General features: G+C 72.1%; 17 protein-coding genes. 9 read left to right on the top strand and 8 right to left on the bottom strand.

Translation table 11 applies throughout. The annotated features are described in order from the left end of the window. Positions 1-77 precede the first annotated feature (77 nt). Both argF and AB0A61_RS28225 read left to right on the top strand, forming a co-directional pair. Positions 78-1,085: an ornithine carbamoyltransferase gene (gene argF, locus AB0A61_RS28230; RefSeq protein ID WP_361297997.1), complete on the top strand. Its 1,008-nt coding sequence runs from the start codon at positions 78-80 to the stop codon at positions 1,083-1,085. Between the two features lie 113 nt (positions 1,086-1,198). Continuing rightward, complete coding sequence (locus AB0A61_RS28225) at positions 1,199-2,740, top strand: amino acid permease (protein WP_361297994.1); 1,542 nt, start codon at positions 1,199-1,201, stop codon at positions 2,738-2,740. Here the strand turns inward: AB0A61_RS28225 and AB0A61_RS28220 are convergent. Further along, positions 2,700-3,155 (bottom strand): ATP-binding protein, encoded by a 456-nt coding sequence (locus AB0A61_RS28220; RefSeq protein ID WP_361297991.1) that lies wholly within the window; start codon positions 3,153-3,155, stop codon positions 2,700-2,702. The genes AB0A61_RS28225 and AB0A61_RS28220 overlap by 41 nt on opposite strands. Positions 3,156-3,494: 339 nt before the next feature. Between AB0A61_RS28220 and AB0A61_RS28215 the strand changes: the two genes are divergently transcribed. Next, the gene (locus AB0A61_RS28215; protein WP_361297988.1) at positions 3,495-4,322 is read left to right on the top strand and encodes an enoyl-CoA hydratase family protein; all 828 of its coding nucleotides are present in this window, start codon (positions 3,495-3,497) and stop codon (positions 4,320-4,322) included. 7 nt (positions 4,323-4,329) lie between these two features. Continuing rightward, positions 4,330-6,597 (top strand): bifunctional salicylyl-CoA 5-hydroxylase/oxidoreductase, encoded by a 2,268-nt coding sequence (locus AB0A61_RS28210; RefSeq protein ID WP_361297985.1) that lies wholly within the window; start codon positions 4,330-4,332, stop codon positions 6,595-6,597. Positions 6,598-6,637: 40 nt separating this feature from the next. On the opposite strand, the gene AB0A61_RS28205 is transcribed toward AB0A61_RS28210, so the two are convergent. Together AB0A61_RS28205 and AB0A61_RS28200 are read right to left on the bottom strand one after the other, a co-directional pair. Next, positions 6,638-7,459: a PaaX family transcriptional regulator C-terminal domain-containing protein gene (locus AB0A61_RS28205; RefSeq protein ID WP_361297982.1), complete on the bottom strand. Its 822-nt coding sequence runs from the start codon at positions 7,457-7,459 to the stop codon at positions 6,638-6,640. Between the two features lie 15 nt (positions 7,460-7,474). Then, complete coding sequence (locus tag AB0A61_RS28200; RefSeq protein WP_361297979.1) at positions 7,475-9,127, bottom strand: AMP-binding protein; 1,653 nt, start codon at positions 9,125-9,127, stop codon at positions 7,475-7,477. A 120-nt stretch (positions 9,128-9,247) separates the two neighbouring features. Here AB0A61_RS28200 and AB0A61_RS28195 point away from each other — a divergent pair, with 120 nt between their 5' ends. Further along, positions 9,248-10,387, top strand: coding sequence for an acyl-CoA dehydrogenase (locus AB0A61_RS28195; RefSeq protein WP_361297976.1), 1,140 nt, complete (start codon positions 9,248-9,250; stop codon positions 10,385-10,387). Beyond that, positions 10,384-10,815 (top strand): RidA family protein, encoded by a 432-nt coding sequence (locus AB0A61_RS28190; protein ID WP_361297973.1) that lies wholly within the window; start codon positions 10,384-10,386, stop codon positions 10,813-10,815. Before AB0A61_RS28195 ends, AB0A61_RS28190 begins: the two co-directional genes overlap by 4 nt. 101 nt (positions 10,816-10,916) lie before the next feature. On the opposite strand, the gene AB0A61_RS28185 is transcribed toward AB0A61_RS28190, so the two are convergent. Then, positions 10,917-11,129: a DUF5999 family protein gene (locus AB0A61_RS28185; protein ID WP_361297970.1), complete on the bottom strand. Its 213-nt coding sequence runs from the start codon at positions 11,127-11,129 to the stop codon at positions 10,917-10,919. Between the two features lie 261 nt (positions 11,130-11,390). Between AB0A61_RS28185 and AB0A61_RS28180 the strand changes: the two genes are divergently transcribed. Next, complete coding sequence (locus AB0A61_RS28180) at positions 11,391-11,819, top strand: DUF6299 family protein (RefSeq protein ID WP_361297967.1); 429 nt, start codon at positions 11,391-11,393, stop codon at positions 11,817-11,819. Between the two features lie 163 nt (positions 11,820-11,982). On the opposite strand, the gene AB0A61_RS28175 is transcribed toward AB0A61_RS28180, so the two are convergent. Continuing rightward, positions 11,983-12,921, bottom strand: a complete 939-nt coding sequence (locus AB0A61_RS28175) for an RNA polymerase sigma-70 factor (protein ID WP_361298110.1) — start codon at positions 12,919-12,921, stop codon at positions 11,983-11,985. Between the two features lie 199 nt (positions 12,922-13,120). Between AB0A61_RS28175 and AB0A61_RS28170 the strand changes: the two genes are divergently transcribed. Beyond that, positions 13,121-13,606, top strand: a complete 486-nt coding sequence (locus AB0A61_RS28170) for a carboxymuconolactone decarboxylase family protein (RefSeq protein WP_361297964.1) — start codon at positions 13,121-13,123, stop codon at positions 13,604-13,606. Between the two features lie 108 nt (positions 13,607-13,714). Here the strand turns inward: AB0A61_RS28170 and AB0A61_RS28165 are convergent, their stop codons facing one another. Together AB0A61_RS28165 and AB0A61_RS28160 are read right to left on the bottom strand one after the other, a co-directional pair. Then, positions 13,715-15,244, bottom strand: coding sequence for a UDP-N-acetylglucosamine 1-carboxyvinyltransferase (locus AB0A61_RS28165; RefSeq protein WP_361297962.1), 1,530 nt, complete (start codon positions 15,242-15,244; stop codon positions 13,715-13,717). A gap of 64 nt (positions 15,245-15,308) precedes the next feature. After that, complete coding sequence (locus AB0A61_RS28160; protein WP_361297959.1) at positions 15,309-15,506, bottom strand: DUF4236 domain-containing protein; 198 nt, start codon at positions 15,504-15,506, stop codon at positions 15,309-15,311. Positions 15,507-15,616: 110 nt separating this feature from the next. Here AB0A61_RS28160 and AB0A61_RS28155 point away from each other — a divergent pair, with 110 nt between their 5' ends. Continuing rightward, a complete protein-coding gene (locus AB0A61_RS28155; RefSeq protein WP_361297956.1) occupies positions 15,617-15,865 on the top strand; it encodes a hypothetical protein in 249 nt (82 codons plus the stop codon). Between the two features lie 813 nt (positions 15,866-16,678). Here the strand turns inward: AB0A61_RS28155 and AB0A61_RS28150 are convergent. Then, complete coding sequence (locus tag AB0A61_RS28150) at positions 16,679-17,413, bottom strand: dienelactone hydrolase family protein (protein WP_361297953.1); 735 nt, start codon at positions 17,411-17,413, stop codon at positions 16,679-16,681. Positions 17,414-17,424 lie beyond the last annotated feature (11 nt).

The raw sequence follows: 17,424 nt of genomic DNA, 5'->3' as shown, positions 1-17,424 counted from the left end.
CGGAACGTGATCGCATAGAAATGTTGAGCATCGTATAGAATTCCAGAGTCCTGTCCCACACCCGTTGGAGCGCCCCCATGGCGACAGTCCCGACCGCCCTCGCCGGCCGCCACTTCCTCAAGGAGCTGGACTTCACCGAGGAGGAGTTCCGCGGTCTGGTCGAGCTGGCCGCCGAGCTGAAGGCCGCCAAGAAGGCCGGGACCGAGACCCCTCACCTGCGGGGCAGGAACATCGCGCTGATCTTCGAGAAGACGTCGACGCGCACGCGGTGCGCGTTCGAGGTCGCCGCCGCCGACCAGGGCGCCTCGACGACGTACCTCGACCCCGCGGGCTCGCAGATCGGGCACAAGGAGTCGGCGAAGGACTCCGCCCGCGTCCTCGGCCGGATGTTCGACGCCATCGAGTACCGCGGCGACAGCCAGGCCACGGTCGAGGAGCTCGCCGCCCACGCAGGCGTCCCCGTCTACAACGGGCTCACCGACGACTGGCACCCCACCCAGATGCTCGCCGACGTGCTCACCATGACCGAGCACACCGGCAGGCCGCCCCGCGAGATCGCCTTCGCCTACCTCGGCGACGCCCGCTTCAACATGGGCAACTCCTACCTGGTCACCGGAGCCCTGCTCGGCATGGACGTCCGGATCGTCGCCCCCAAGACCTACTGGCCCGCCCAGGAGATCGTCGACCGCGCCCGCGAGCTCGCCGGCGCGAGCGGCGCCCGCATCACGCTCACCGAGGACATCGCCGAGGGCGTCGCGGGCGCGGACTTCGTGGCCACCGACGTCTGGGTGTCCATGGGGGAGCCCAAGGCGGTCTGGGCCGAGCGGATCGAGGCCCTCGCCCCGTACGCGGTGACGATGGACGTGCTGCGCGCCACCGGCAACCCTGACGTGAAGTTCCTGCACTGCCTGCCCGCCTTCCACGACCTGGGCACCGAGGTCGGGCGCGAGATCCACGAGCGGCACGGCCTGCGGTCCCTGGAAGTGACCGACGAGGTCTTCGAGTCGGCGCACTCGGTCGTCTTCGACGAGGCCGAGAACAGACTGCACACCATCAAGGCGATCCTCGTCGCCACCCTCGCCTGACCGGCCTTATCCTGACCGGCTTTATCCTGACCGGCGGCCCGGAGCCACCCCGCCCCGGCCGCCACGCGACGAACCCCGTCGCACCCGCACCACCAGAAACGAGCACCACCCGCATGCCCGCTCCCGGCACCACCCCCCGCCGCGCCCTGCGCATCAAGTCCCCGGCCCTCCTCGTCGCCGAGTCCGGCGCCGACCGCGCAGGCCACGGCCTCAAGCGCACGATGGGCCTGTTCCAGCTCGTCTGCTTCGGCGTCGGCGCGATCGTCGGCACCGGCATCTTCGTCGGCCTGTCCGACTCGGTCGCCCAGGCCGGCCCGGCCGTCGTCGTCTCCTTCCTGCTCGCCGCGATCACGTGCGTGTTCACCGCGTTCGCCTTCGCCGAGCTGGGCGGCGCGATCCCGGTCTCCGGATCGTCGTACTCCTTCGCCTACGCCGGTCTCGGCGAGTCCACCGCGTTCCTCGTCGGCTGGTGCCTGCTGCTCGAGTACGGCGTCTCCATCTCGGCCGTCGCGGTCGGCTGGAGCCAGTACGTCAACGAACTCCTGCACAGCCTCACCGGATGGCAGCTGCCCGCCGCGCTGTGTGCCGGGCCGGGCGAGGGCGGCATCGTCAACCTGCCCGCGGTGCTCGTGATCGCCATGGGCTGCGTGCTGCTGGTGCGCGGGGTGCGCGAGAGCGCCCGGGCCACCGCCGCCATGGCCGCCGTCAAGCTCGTCGTCCTGGTCGCGTTCTGCGTGATCGGCTTCAGCGCCTTCAAGCACGGCAACCTGGTCCCGTTCGCCCCGGCCGGCCTGGGCGGCATCGGAGCGGGCACCACCGCGGCCTTCTTCTCCTACATCGGCTTCGACGCGATCACCACGGCCGGCGAGGAGGCGAAGAACCCGCGCCGGGACATCCCGGTCGCGATCCTCGTCTGCATGGGCCTGGTCACGCTGCTGTACTGCGCGGTCGCGCTCGCCGCGATCGGCGCCGTCGGCGGCGACCAGGTCGGCGGCCGGCCCGCCGCGCTGAGCTACGTCGTCAACGTGGTCACCGGGTCCTCGGTCGGCGGCGCGGTCATCGCCTTCGGCGCGGTCGTCGCCATCGCCTCGGTCGTGCTCGCCGTGATGTACGGGCAGACCCGCATCCTGATGTCGATGTCCCGGGACGGGCTCGTCCCGCGCGTCTTCGAGCGGGTCTCGCCCCGGACCTCCACCCCCGTCGCCGGCACCCTGATCGTCGCGGCCGTCTTCGCGGTCCCGGCCGGCTTCGCCTCGCTGGACGTCGTGATGAACCTGTGCACCATCGGCACCCTCGCGATCATGGCCGTGGTCAACATCGCGGTGATCGCGCTGCGCCGCCGCGAGCCCGGCCTCACCCGGACCTTCCGCGTGCCGCTGTACCCCGTGGTCCCGCTGCTCGGCGTCGGCTTCTGCCTCTACCTCATGTACGAGACCGGGTGGACGACCTGGGTCCAGTTCGCGGCCTTCCTGGCGGCCGGGCTGCTGGTCTACGTCGGCTACGGACGCCGGCACTCCCGGCTCGCGCAGCGGGAGCGTACGGCCGGGGCCGCACAGGCGACCGAGGTGGCCGGGGCCGCGCAGGCCACCGACGCCGCCCAGGTCGCCGAAGAGGTCACGCAGGACGCAGCCGAGGCGGCAGCGCCGGCAGTCTGAACCAGACCGCCTTGCCCGACTCGGTGGGGCGGTGACCGCAGGAGGAGCTCAGGGCGCGGATCAGCAACAGGCCGCGCCCGCCCTCCTGCCAGGGATCCGGCGCCTCGAGGCCGGGCCGGGTCAGGCCGCCGGGCGGCGCCGGGTCCGGGTCGTGCACCTCGACATGGCAGCCGGTCGGCTGCAGCTCCACCACCAGCTCTATGGGCCCGTGGCCCGCGGTGTGCTCGACGGCGTTGGCGACCAGCTCCGCCGTGAGCAGCTCCGCGGTGTCGCAGTCGGCGGTGTGCTCCAGTTCGGCCAGCGCGGTACGGACCAGGGCACGCGCCACGGGCACGGCGGCCACCGTGTGCGGCAGCGCGACGCGCCAGGAGGCGGAGGCGGCGGAAGGAGGTTCGTGCAAGGTGGATCCGTTCATGGCGCAGGGCGTCCCAGTGATCACCATCAGGCTGTCCTGCTTTCAACCTCAGGAATGGTACGGGGGCCCTCGACAGCGGCTCCCGGCGGCCCCCGTTCGGGACCCGCGGCCCCGACAACGGACGGCTTACCCCGGTGACCGGACGCCCTCCCGTGACGAGTCGCCTCGTTACCGCGTTATCGCCGTCCCGTGACGAAGTGACGGCGGCGACGGAGCAGGCGACTATCGGTCACTTCACAACGCCGTATCGCGGTCTCGTGACGACAGTCACAGATGAGTGATAGCTTCGAAGGGAAGCGCAGCGAGGCAGAGGCAGTCCCCCCGAGGAGGCCGCACGTCATGAGTCCCTTCACCGGCTCCGCAGCCCGCACCTCCGCCTGGCGGCACCTGCGCGTCGAGCGCACCGACGGCGTCGCCACCGTCACCCTCGCCCGCCCCGACAAGCTCAACGCCCTCACCTTCGGCGCCTACGCCGACCTGCGCGACCTGCTCGCCGAGCTCTCCCGGGAGCGGGCCGTACGCGCCCTGGTGCTGTCGGGCGAGGGCCGCGGCTTCTGCTCGGGCGGCGACGTCGACGAGATCATCGGTGCGACCCTGTCGATGGACACCGCCCAGCTCCTGGACTTCAACCGGATGACCGGACAGGTGGTGCGGGCCCTGCGGGAGTGCCCGTTCCCGGTGATCGCGGCGGTGCACGGAGTGGCGGCGGGCGCCGGGGCCGTGCTGGCACTGGCCGCCGACTTCCGGGTCGCCGACCCCTCCGCCCGCTTCGCCTTCCTCTTCACCCGAGTCGGCCTGTCCGGCGGCGACATGGGAGCGGCCTATCTGCTGCCCCGCGTCGTCGGGCTCGGGCACGCGACCCGGCTGCTCATGCTCGGCGAGCCGGTGCGGGCGGCCGAGGCGGAGCGGATCGGGCTGATCAGCGAGCTGGCGGAGGAAGGCCGTGCCGACGAGGCCGCGCAGGCGCTGGCCCGCCGCCTGGCCGACGGCCCGGCGCTCGCATACGCACAGACCAAGGCGTTGCTGACGGCCGAACTGGACATGCCACTGGCGGCCGCCGTCGAGTTGGACGCCTCCACCCAGGCACTCCTCATGAACGGCGAGGACTACGCCGAGTTCCACGCGGCCTTCACCGAGAAGCGGCCGCCCAAGTGGCGGGGGAGGTGAGCGCGCCATGAAGGTCGCGGTCATCGGCGGTGGCCCCGGAGGGCTGTACGCGGCGGCGTTGCTCAAGCGCCTGGACCCCACCCGCGAGGTCACCGTCTGGGAACGCAACGCCCCCGACGACACCTTCGGCTTCGGGGTGGTCCTCTCCGACGAGACCCTGGGCGGCATCGAACACGCCGACCCGACGGTCTACGAGGCCCTTCGGGAACACTTCGTCCGCTGGGACGACATCGACATCGTGCACCGGGGTGTACGGCACACCTCCGGCGGCCACGGTTTCGCCGCCCTCGGCAGGAAACGGCTCCTGCAGATCCTGCACGAGCGTTGCCGCAGCCTCGGCGTCGAGCTGCGCTTTCGCACCGAGGCCCCGTCTTCGGCGCTGCTGGCCGAGGCGTACGACCTGGTGGTCGCCGCCGACGGGGTGCACAGTGCCACCCGCGAGGCCTGCGCCGACGTGTTCCGGCCCCGGGTGACCTCGCACCGCTGCCGCTACATCTGGCTCGCCGCGGACTTCGCCTTCGACGCCTTCCGCTTCGAGATCGCCGAGACCGAGCACGGCGTGATGCAACTGCACGGCTACCCCTATGCGGCCGACGCCTCCACCGTGATCGTCGAGATGCGCGAAGAGGTCTGGCGCGCGGCCGGCTTCCAGGACCTCGACGAGCAGGGGTCCATCGAGCGCTGCGCGAAGCTCTTCGCGGACGCGCTCGGCGGACGGCCCCTGCGCTCCAACAACTCGGCCTGGACCACCTTCCGCACGGTGGTCAACGAGCGCTGGTCGTGCGGCAACGTCGTCCTCCTCGGCGACGCCGCCCACACCGCCCACTTCTCCATCGGCTCCGGCACCAAGCTCGCCGTGGAGGACGCCCTCGCGCTCGCGGCCTGTCTCCAGGAGCAGGACGGACTGGACCAGGCGCTGACCGCCTACGAGGAGGAACGCAAGCCGGTGGTCGCCTCCACCCAGCGCGCCGCCCGCGCCAGCCTGGAGTGGTTCGAGAACCTCGGCCTGTACCTCCACCAGCCGCCCCGCCAGTTCGCGTTCAACCTGCTCACCCGCAGCCGCCGCGTCACCCACGGCAACCTGCGGCTGCGCGACGCCCGCTTCACCGACGCCGTCGAGCGGGAGTTCGGCTGCCGGCCCGGCACGCCCCCGATGTTCACCCCGTTCCGGCTGCGCGGACTGACCCTGCGCAACCGGGTGGTCGTCTCCCCGATGGACATGTACTCGGCGGTCGACGGCGTCCCCGGCGACTTCCACCTCGTCCACCTCGGCGCCCGCGCGCTGGGCGGCGCCGGTCTGGTGATGACCGAGATGGTGTGCGTGAGCCCGGAAGGCCGGATCACCCCGGGGTGCGCGGGCCTGTGGACCGGCAGGCAGGCCGGGGCCTGGAAGCGGATCGCCGACTTCGTGCACCGGCAGACCCCGGGCACCGCCGTCGGCGTCCAGCTCGGCCACAGCGGGCGCAAGGGCTCGACCCGACTGATGTGGGAAGGCATGGACGAGCCGCTCCCGGACGGCAACTGGCCACTCATGGCCGCCTCCCCGCTGCCCTACAAGCCGGGCAGCCAGGCCCCGCGCCAGCTGTCCCGCGCCCAGCTGACCGACATCCGCGAGGAGTTCACCGCCGCCGCGTGGCGGGCCGCCCGCGCCGGTTTCGACCTGCTCGAACTGCACTGCGCCCACGGCTACCTGCTCTCCGGCTTCCTCTCCCCGCTGACCAACCACCGCACCGACGCCTACGGCGGCTCGCTGGAGAAACGGCTGCGCTTCCCGCTGGAGGTCTTCGACGCCGTCCGCGCGGTGTGGCCCGGGGAGCGGCCCATGACCGTACGCATCTCGGCCACCGACTGGGCCGAGGGCGGCACGAGCGCCGAAGACGCCGTCGCGATCGCCCGCGCCTTCGCGGCGCACGGCGCCGACGCGATCGACGTCTCCACCGGCCAGGTGGTGACGGAGGAGCGGCCTGAGTTCGGGCGGTCGTACCAGACGCCCTTCGCCGACCGCATCCGGCACGAGGCCGGCGTCCCGGTGATCGCGGTCGGCGCGATCTCCTCCTGGGACGACGTCAACTCCCTGATCCTGGCCGGGCGTACGGACCTGTGCGCGCTCGCCAGGCCCCACCTCTACGACCCGCACTGGACCCTGCACGCGGCGGCCGAGCAGGGCTACACGGGCCCGGGCGCCGTCTGGCCGGCGCCGTACCGGGCGGGCAGCCGCCGCCCGCAGACCGGCCGCACGGACGCCCCGAAACCGCGGCTGAGCCTGGACGGCTGACGGCGCGCACCGGGCACCCGACCCGGGAAGCCGGCCCCGCTCACAGGTCGACGAACCGTGCTCCCGCGTCCCGCAGCCGCTCGTGCAGGCCCCGGAACACAGTGGCGGAGCGGGCGCCCGGCCAGTCGGCGGGCAGCAGGCGCGCGGGCAGACCCGGATCCACGTAGGGCAGGTGGCGCCAGGAGTCGAGGGCGAGGAGGTAGTCCCGGTAGGCCTCCTCGGGCGGGGTGTCGGGGCGTCGCTCCCAGGAGTGCAGCACGCGCGCGTGCCGGTCCAGGAACGCCTCGTGCTGCTTGGCGATCCCGGCCAGGTCCCACCAGCGCGCCACCGCCTCCCGGGTCGGGGTGAAACCCAGGTGGTCCCCGCGGAAGAAGTCCACGTAGCTGTCCAGGTGCAGCCGCTGCAGGGCGTGCCGGGTCTCCTCGTAGAGCCGCGCCGGTGCGATCCACACGCCGGGCGCCGCGGTGCCGAAGCCGAGGCCGGCCAGCCGCGAGCGCAGCACGTGCCGCTTCTGCCGTTCGGACTCCGGCACGGAGAAGACGGCGAGCACCCAGCCCGCCTCCTGGGGCGGCGCCGTCGCGTAGATGCGCCGATCGCCGTCGTCGAGCAACTGACGTGCCTCCGGGGACAGTTCGTACCCGGCCGTGCCCTGCTCCGTGCGGGCCGGTACGAGCAGCCCGCGTCGCTTGAGGCGGGACACCGACGAGCGGACGGACGGCGCGTCCACCCCGACCGCGGCCAGCAGCCGGATCAGCTCGGCGACGGGCACCGGGCCCGGCACGAATCGACCGTACGCGCCGTAGAGCGTGACGATGAGGGACCTCGGGGCGTGCTGCGCGTGCTGCTCGGACACGTTGATCATCTTAAGTCGTCAGTATTACCGCTGGTCACCGTGGTGGCGCAACCGGAACCGCTGGAGCTTGCCGGTGGCCGTGCGTGGCAGCGCGTCCAGGAAGACGATCTCCCGCGGGCACTTGTACGGCGCGAGCTCCGCCTTGAGGTACGCGCGCAGCGCCTCCGCGTCCCGTGGCGCGCCCTCCTTCACTACGGCATACGCGACCACCACCTGCCCGCGGGCCTCGTCGGGCCGTCCGACGACCGCCGCCTCGACCACGTCCGGATGGCGCAGCAGCGCGTCCTCGACCTCGGGGCCCGCGATGTTGTACCCCGCCGAGACGATCATGTCGTCGGCACGGGCCACGTACCGGAAGTAGCCGTCGCCGTCGCGGACGTAGGTGTCACCGGTGACGTTCCAGCCCGAACGCACGTACTCACGCTGCCGCGGATCGGCGAGGTAGCGGCAGCCGACGGGGCCCTGCACGGCGAGCAGGCCGGGCTCCCCGTCGGGCACGGGGGTGCCGTGCCGGTCCTGCACGCGCGCGTGCCACCCCGGTACCGGTACTCCCGTGGTGCCGGGCCGGATGTCCGCGTCGGCGGCGGAGATGAAGATGTGCAGCAGTTCCGTGGCGCCGATGCCGTTGATGATGCGCAGGCCGGTGCGCTCGTGCCAGGCGTGCCAGGTCGCCGCGGGCAGGTTCTCGCCGGCGGAGACGCAGCGCCGCAGCGAGGAGGTGTCGTGCGCGCCGAGTCCGTCCAGCATCGCGCGGTACGCGGTCGGCGCGGTGAACAGCACCGAGACCCGGTGCTCGGCGATCGCGGGCAGCAGTTGCCGGGGGCCCGCCTGTTCGAGCAGCAGGGAACTGGCGCCGGCCCGCATCGGGAAGATCACCAGCCCGCCCAGCCCGAACGTGAACCCGAGCGGGGGGCTGCCCGTGAAGACGTCGTCCGGGCGCGGTCGCAGCACGTGCCGGGAAAAGGTGTCGGCGATCGCCAGCACGTCCCGGTGGAAGTGCAGGCAGCCCTTGGGGCGGCCCGTGGTGCCGGAGGTGAAGGCGATCAGGGCCACGTCGTCGGCCGCGGTGTCGGCGGCGGGGTACGGGGTGGTGGGTGCCGGGCGGCGCAGGAGGTCGTCGGGGGCGTCGCCGCCGTATGTGGTGATCCCCAGGCCGGGTATCTCCGCCTTCGCGAGGTCGTCGACGGCCCGCACGTCGCACAGCGCGTGCCGCACCCGGGCGATCTCGCACAGGGTGCTCAGCTCGTGCGGGCGCTGCTGGGCCAGCACGGTGACCGCGACGGCGCCCGCCTTCAGCACCGCCAGCCAGCAGGCGGCGAGCCAGGGGGTGGTCGGACCGCGCAGCAGGACCCGGTTGCCGGGGACGACGCCGAGGTCCCCGGTGAGCACATGCGCCACGCGGTCGACGCGGGCGCGCAGGTCGCCGTAGGTCCAGGTGTCCCCGGAGGCGGTGCGGAACACCGGGCGGCCCGCGTCGGTGTGGTCCAGCAACTCGGCGGCGCAGTTCAGCCGGTCGGGGTAGCGCAGCTCCGGGAGGTCGAAGCGCAGTTCGGGCCACTGGTCCGGGGGTGGGAGGTGGTCGCGCGCGAAGGTGTCGACGTGGGCCGAGGGTATGGCCGACGCGGTCGCCGGGGCCGGGTCCGTCGGCCTCCCGGTGCCGTCCCTGCTGGGGTCCATGGCGGTTCGCCCCCTTGTCGTGGTGGGCTCGCACTGGGAGCGTATCGTGTTGGTGACGACAGTCAATGGAGCGCGATACGGTCGGGAGTGGACGTACGGCCACGGGAGGCAGGACCGGCGATGCCCGCATTCTCGCTCGAACCCGAACAGTCCGCCTGGTGCGCCGAGCTGCGGGCCCTGGCCGCCGACCGGCTGCGCCCGCTCGCGGAGAAGGGCGAGCCGGGCCGCGTGAACCGGCCGCTCGTCGCCGAACTGGGCCGCCTCGGCCTGCTGGAGCGCCTGTTCACCTCGGGCGCGCTGGACCTGTGCCTGATGCGGGAGTCCCTGGCCTACGCCTGCACCGAGGCGGAAACCGCTCTCGCCCTGCAGGGCCTGGGTGCCCATCCGGTCCACGCGCACGGCACCCCGGCGCAACGCGACCGCTGGCTGCCGGGCGTGCGCGCGGGCACGGCCGTGGCCGCCTTCGCCCTCAGCGAGCCGGGCGCGGGGTCGGACGCGGCGGCACTCACCCTCGAGGCCCGGCCCGAGGGCCCCTCCCACTGGCGGCTCACCGGTGAGAAGTGCTGGATCTCCAACGCTCCCGAGGCCGACCTCTACACCGTCTTCGCGCGGACCACGCCCGGCGCCGGGTCCCGCGGCGTGACGGCCTTCCTCGTGCCCGCCGACCGTCCCGGCCTCACCGGGAGCGCCCTGGAACTGCTCTCCCCGCACCCCGTCGGCACCCTGTCCTTCGACGGAGTCCCCGTCACCGCGGACGACGTCCTCGGCGAGGCCGGCCGTGGCCTGCGGGTCGCCATGGCCACCCTCAACCTCTTCCGCCCCAGCGTGGGCGCCTTCGCCGTCGGCATGGCGCAGGCGGCACTGGACGCGACCCTCGTCCACACCGCCTCGCGGGACGCCTTCGGCGGCAAGCTGAGGGACCTTCAGGCCGTGGCCCACCAGGTCGCCGAAATGGCCCTGCGCACCGAGGCCGCCCGCCTGATGGTGTACGCGGCGGCGACGGCGTACGACGAAGGCGTCCCGGGCATCCCCGGGCGCGCCGCGATGGCGAAACTCCTCGCCACCGAGACCGCGCAGTACGTCGTCGACGCGGCCGTCCAGCTGCACGGGGCCCGTGCCCTGCGCCGCGGCCACCTCCTCGAACACCTCTACCGCGAGGTGCGCGCCCCCCGGATCTACGAGGGAGCGAGCGAGGTGCAGCGCGAAATCATCGCCAAGGAGTTGTACGGAGAGCTGGACACGACCCGGGAGGCCCGGTGAACCCCGAGCGCGGCAACCCGCCCGACCCCGCCCCTCTCACCCGGGTCAACCCGCCCGGCCTCTCCCCGCCCCGGGGCTTCTCGCACGCCGTGGTCGCCACCGGTTCACGGGTGGTGTTCCTGGCCGGCCAGACGGCGCTGGACGCGGACGGCAAGGTCGTCGGCGACACCCTGCCCGAACAGTTCGAGCGGGCTCTCACCAATTTGCTCACCGCCCTGCACGCGGCCGGCGGCACCCCGGCCGACCTCGCCCGCGTCACCGTGTACGCCACCGACGTCGCCGACTACCGGGACCACGCCCCCGAACTGGGCCGCATCTGGCGGACGTCGGCCGGTCGCGACTACCCCGCGATGGCCGTCGTGGGCATCGCCCGCCTGTGGGACGACCGGGCGCTGGTGGAACTCGACGGTTTCGCCGTACTGCCGTGACACCGCGCCCGCCGGGTCACGACACGGGCAGGGCCTCGGGGGCGGAAACTCATCCGGGACGTGACCGGCGGCGCGCGCCCGGGGGCTCGCCATGGCCGCGCTCAGGCGGCCATGGCGAGCCGCTCCGCCGGTCCCCGGCGCGGCGCGACGACCCGGCCGTCGGGCAGCAGCTCACCGGTGTCGTCGAAGACGATCGTCCCGTCGCACAGCAGGCTCCAGCCCTGCTCGGGGTGGGCGGCGACGACGTGCGGGGCGCCGGTGTCGGTGGCTGCACCGGCGACCGGGTGGGAACGCGAGGACTGGTGGGAACACATGGCACACCTCCACATCGGTGGGACCGGTCTGCGGACCGCCCGCGCGGTGGTCCGCCGGACCGGCCGCATGGGTCGACCATGCGCCCGCCCCGGGCCCTTCGGAACAGCCACCGGCGAAGCGTGACAACACGCGGACGGTACGCGGACCGTTCATCGACGCTCGCAGCGGACTCGCCACCGAAGGAGTGACGATCACGCTCGTCGGCACGGGCGCCCGGTAGCAGTGGACTCCCTCATTCCAGCCATCCGGGAGGTTCCCAGATGTCCCTGCGCCCCCTTCTCGGCGCCATCGGCGCGGCCGCCGCGCTGCTGCTCACCACCCCCGCCGCCCCCGCGAGCGCGGCCTCGGGCGACACCGTGACCGTAGACCCGACGGGCCGGGTGACGGCAGACGGCACCGTCACACTCTCCGGCACCTACCGCTGCACCGGCGCCACGGGAGAGGCCTTGATCGGCTCCACCATCGGCCAGGACGGCTCCTCGATCCGGCAGGGCGTCGGCGGCACCCGGGCCGTGTGCGACGGCTCCGTGCACCGCTGGGTCAACACGGGCACGCCCGCGGTGAGCACCGTGGAGCCCGGCGAGACCCACGTCGAGGCCTCGATGCTGGAACTCCGCGACGAGGACGGCCTGCTGCTGCCCCACCTCCTCGCGGCGGAGAAGCAGGACGTCACCCTGACCGAGGCCTGACCGCGGCTCAGGTCCCCCGGCATCGGCCGGGCGGCCCCGTGATCCGGCCGATGCCCGGTCACGGGGCCGCCAAGAGGGTGACGCGTCTCGCCCGACCGGCTGCCGCCGCGAGGGTGATGCGTTCCGCCCGACGCGGGCTGCGGCCGACTTCCGGATCCCGGGCTCAGCGGCGCAGGGCGGTCTCCTGCCGCATGTGCGACAGTTTCTCGGGATTGCGCACGGCGTACAGCCCGGTGATGAGTCCGTCGTCGATGCGCACCGCCAGGACGGTGTCGATCGCGCCGCCCAGCCGGAGAATCAGCGCCGGGTACCCGTTGACCTGTGCCGGCCCCAGCATCGCCGCGGTGGCCCTGCCCAGCCCGGCGACCAGCAGACGGGCCACCTTGTCGGCCCCCACGACGGGCTTCAGGACGGCCTGCTTGACCCCTCCGCCGTCACCCAGGAAGACGACCTCCGGCGCGAGGATGTCGAGCAGGCCCTGCAGGTCGCCCGTCTCGGTCGCCCGTTTGAACGCATCGAGCGCCTGCCGGGTCTCGGCCGGGGAAACGACCCCGCGCGGTCGGCGCGCAGCGACGTGTGCCCGTGCCCGGTGCGCGATCTGGCGGACGGCGGCCGGACTCTTGTCGACGGCATCGGCGATCTCGTCGTACCCCAGGTCGAACACCTCGCGCAGCACGAACACCGCCCGCTCGGTGGGCGTGAGCGTCTCCAGCACCAGCAGCATCGCCATCGACACGCTCTCGGCCAGCTCGACGTCCTCGGCCACGTCCGGCGCGGTCAGCAGCGGTGCGGGCAACCAGGGACCGACGTAGGACTCCCTGCGGCGGCCGAGCGTACGCAGCCGGCTCAGCGCCTGGCGCGCGGTGATCCGGACCAGGTACGCACGCTCATCCCGCACCGTGCCGAGATCGACACCCGCCCACCGCAACCAGGTCTCCTGCAGGACGTCCTCCGCATCGGCGGCCGAGCCGAGCAACTCGTAGGCGACCGTGAACAGCAGATTGCGATGGACGACGAAGGCCTCGGTGGCGGGGTCCGCGCCCCCACCGCCGCCGAGCCGCCCGGCCACGCCCCCTGTGTGCTCGCTGCGCTCGCTCTCCACCGGCTGCTCCTGCCTGTCCGCACTCGACGATGCCACGCGCACAGGACGCCGGTCGACGCGTCTTTGTGACACCCACGCACAGTGGTGCACGTCACACGGCCGTCCCGTCACAAGGAGAAGGGGTGCCGGCATCTCGTGTCCGGCCAGTGCAGCACCCAGTGCAGCACTGCGAGTTACGAGTGAGGACGAAGGGGAAGTCATGGACGCCCGGTTCAACATGTTCGACAACGAGCTCGCCACCAGGTTCGCCAAGCGGTTCGCCAACACCGGCCTGGTGATCGAGCAGTCGCCGCTGCCCAAGTCCACGCGGGAGCTGGTGTCGCTGCGCGCCAGCCAGATCAACGGCTGCGGCTGGTGCATCGACTGCCACACGAAGGAGGCCGCAGCCGCCGGGGAAACCGCGGTTCGGCTCCACCTGGTCGCCGCCTGGCGCGAGTCCACCGTGTTCACCGAAGCAGAGCGCGCCGCACTGGCGCTCGCCGAAGAGGGCACCCGCCTCGCCGACGCCCACCAGGGCGTGTCGGACGAGACCTGGGCGCAGGTACGCGAGCACTACGACGACGACCAGATCGCCGCACTGGTCTCCCTGGTAGCCCTGATCAACGCGGCCAACCGCCTCGCCGTGATCGTCCACCAGAAGGGAGGCTCCTACGAACCCGGCATGTTCGCCGCCGCGTTCAACTGACCAACGGACAAGCCCTGGCCCGGGCCCGGCCTGGACCACCAGCTCCGGGCCGGGGCCGCGTAACGATGGGACTTTGGTGCCTGCTTCAGGACCGGACCGTCCTGGTGATCAGATGTCCCGAAACGTCTCGATCTGCGCCCCGATGGAGTTCAGGCGCTCGGCGAGGTCCTCGTAGCCGCGGTTGATGACGTACACGTTGCGCAGTACGGACGTGCCCTCGGCTGCCATCATCGCCAGCAGGACCACCACGGCGGGGCGCAGTGCGGGTGGGCACATCATCTCGGCGGCGCGCCAGCGGGTCGGGCCCTCGACCAGTACCCGGTGGGGGTCCAGCAGCTGCAGGCGGCCGCCCAGCCGGTTGAGGTCCGTCAGGTAGATCGCGCGGTTGTCGTAGACCCAGTCGTGGATCAGCGTCTTGCCCTGCGCGGAGGCCGAGATGGCCGCGAAGAACGGGACGTTGTCGATGTTCAGCCCGGGGAAGGGCATCGGGTGGATCTTGTCGATCGGTGCCTCCAGCTTGGAGGGCCGGACGGTGAGGTCCACCAGCCGGGTGCGGCCGTTGTCGGCGACGTACTCCGGGCTGCGGTCGTGGTCCAGGCCCATCTCCTCCAGGACCGCCAGCTCGATCTCCAGGAACTCGATCGGCACCCGGCGCACCGTCAGCTCCGACTCGGTGACGACGGCGGCGGCCACCAGGCTCATCGCCTCCACCGGGTCCTCGGAGGGGGAGTAGTCCACGTCGGCGTCGATGGTCGGCACGCCGTGCACGGTGAGCGTGGTGGTGCCGATGCCCTCCACCTTCACGCCGAGCGCTTCCAGGAAGAAGCACAGGTCCTGGACCATGTAGTTGGAGGACGCGTTGCGGATGACGGTGACGCCGTCGTGGCGGGCGGCGGCGAGCAGCGCGTTCTCGGTCACCGTGTCGCCGCGCTCGGTCAGGACGATCGGGCGGTCGGGGCGGACCGACCGGTCGACCTCGGCGTGGTACTGGCCCTCGGTGGCCGCCACCTCCAGGCCGAACCGGCGCAGCGCGATCATGTGCGGCTCGATGGTCCGCGTGCCGAGGTCGCAGCCGCCGGCGTAGGGCAGCTTGAAGCGGTCCATGCGGTGCAGCAGCGGGCCGAGGAACATGATGATGGACCGCGTGCGGACGGCGGCCTCGGCGTCGATGGCGTCCAGGTCGAGGTCGGCCGGCGGCACGATCTCCAGGTCGGTGCCCTCGTTGATCCAGCGGGTGCGGACGCCGATGGAGTTCAGCACCTCCAGCAGGCGGTAGACCTCCTCGATCCTGGCCACCCGGCGCAGCACCGTGCGCCCCTTGTTGAGCAGCGATGCGCACAGCAGGGCCACGCACGCGTTCTTGCTCGTCTTGACGTCGATGGCCCCGGACAGCCGACGGCCGCCGACCACCCGCAGATGCATCGGGCCCGCGTAGCCCAGAGAGACGATCTCGCTGTCCAGGGCTTCACCGATTCGGGCGATCATCTCAAGGCTGATGTTCTGGTTGCCGCGCTCGATGCGATTGACGGCGCTCTGGCTGGTGCCGAGCGCCTCGGCAAGCTGGGTCTGCGTCCAGCCGCGGTGTTGCCGGGCGTCACGGATGAGCTTGCCGATGCGTACGAGGTAGTCGTCTGCCATGGGGTTGAGGCTATCTCAGATATGAGATGGCGCCTCCTGGGGGGTCCAAGGGGGTGATGGACCGTCAGTGACGCCTGCTGGTACGGGTGTGACGCCATCCGAAAGGTCCGGGAAAATCCACTGATGTCGTAGTACGTCCGGTGCTGCTGTGCGTGTGTCGCGGCCCGTGCCTGCCCCCGGTGGTGATCGACCAGGAGTGCCTGTTGATGTTCAGCCGCACCCCGGGAAGAATCCGAAAACTCTTGCGAAATGTGAGCGGCATACGGTGCCTCCTTCCGAAACGTTGTCGTGCATGCCTCGTTTTCCGTCGAATACCCCAGCGCTTTCGGCTCAGTCGGCCAACGGCGGGCCGGGCTCCGACAGACTCGGGGAGTGGGCGACGGTGACGAACCGGCAGGGCCGGCGCGGAGGCTGTCCGGGGTCGCGCCCGTGCTCGCGATCGGGGATCCGGCGGACAGGCTGCCGCCGCTCGGCGCGAAGCGCGTCTACTGCCGCGAGCGCGGCGGCGGATGGAAGAAGGTCGCCGGCGGACTCATCCATGCGGCGTCGCTCACCGGGCGGTTGCTGATCGTCGCGTGCGGGGACGGCCACGACTGCGAGCGATTCCGGCAACGAGCGTGAATGCGGGGGTACTTCAACGGGCACGAGTTGCCGGAGTGGCCCACGATGCCGTCGCTGTACGGCAGAAGTCCCGCCGTTCGCCGCCGAGGGGAACCATGGCTGGGCGGTCTTCGACGGCGAATCCGTCAGGCTCTCGTTCGGCGCCACGGCTCCCCCCGCACGGCGCGGCCGGACCGACGTCGTCCCGCTCGCCGAGGTCGGCGAGCTGTGGTACCGGCAGGGACCGGTCCGGGGATCGTTCGGACTCGTCGGCCGCGGCTGCTCGGTCCCGTCGCCGCCGGACCCGAAGGAAGACGTCGACAGCATGGCCTGCGGTCCGGGCCACGAGCGCTGGGCCGCCCTCGTTGCGGCGATCCGCACTTCTCTGGCCGAGTCCCGCCACTTCTCTGGCCGAGTCCCGCCACTTCTCTGGCCGAGTCCCGCCACTTCTCTGGCCGAGTCCCGCCACTTCTCTGGCCGAGTCCCGCCCCGCTCAGTGACCCCTGCCGCGCGATCAGTGGAAGGTGCCTACCGGCCGGTGGACGGCTGGTGACCTGTCTCGGCGAAGGTAGTCGCTGTCGGTTCCGCTGACCTGCGGGGACCGGATTGGCTGAGACAGCCGTCACGGCCTGGGATGCCCCGCTTGCCGGGGACGCGCCGACGGCGACGGCGAGCGAGCGATCCCGCCGTGCCGGTCGAGAGCTCCCGGACGAAGTCGGGCTGCTCGCCGGCCATCCAGCGTTCGGTGGCCAGGCGGGCCGACGGGTCAGTCATGTCGACATCGGTGCGGCCCGCCCAGCCGTCCGCTTCAGGTTTGGTTTCCGAGCCGGAGCTTCAGTTGTTGGCCAGTGTGCGGTTGAGGAGGGGGAGCAGGCGGTCCCAGTGCCGCCGCAGTCCGGCGGGGTCGAATGCGTCGGTGTCGGACATGGTGAACCCGTGGACGGTGCCGGGGTAGATCTCGGAGGTGTAGCCGACACCCGCGACGTCCAGGGCCCGGTTGAGCTCGCCCAAGGCCTCGGGCGTCAGGTCGCTCTCGGCGTGGCCGAAGTGGACCTGGGCGGTGAGGTCGGCGAGAGCATCGGGCCCGTCCGCGCCCACGGGACCGTGGAATGCGGCGACGGCGGCCACCTGCCCGGGGTGGGCCGAGGCGGTGCGCACCGCCAAGAGGCCGCCTATGCAGTAGCCGGTCACCGCGACCGGTCCGGCGGCGACCTCGGGCTGGGCGGTGAGGAACTTGAGGTAGGCGTCGGCGTCGCTCAGGACACGTTCGGCGGTGTGCGCCTCGATCAAGGGCATCAACTGGGCCATGAGCGCCGGCCGGGCCTCTTCTCCGATGTGCTCGGGAAGACCGATCACCGGTGCCGGGCCGTGCCGGTAGAAGAGGTTCGGAACGAGCACGTAGTACCCGTGCCCGGCCAGTTCACGGGCCATCTCCCGCAGCACCGGCCGGATGCCGAAGCCGTCCGAGTGCATCAGTACCCCTGGGTGCCGCTCGCCGTCGTCCGGGAAGGCAACGAAGGCGTCGGCCTGGCCGTCCGCGGTGGAAATCCGGAGCGTCTTGGCGGGCATGAATTCTCCTG

Origin of the sequence: Streptomyces sp. NPDC046197 (assembly GCF_040646295.1) — a bacterium.
In the GTDB taxonomy this organism is placed as follows: Bacteria; Actinomycetota; Actinomycetes; order Streptomycetales; family Streptomycetaceae; genus Streptomyces.
Note: the sequence above shows the minus strand (reverse complement) of the source record. Positions and strands in the feature narration are given on the sequence as shown.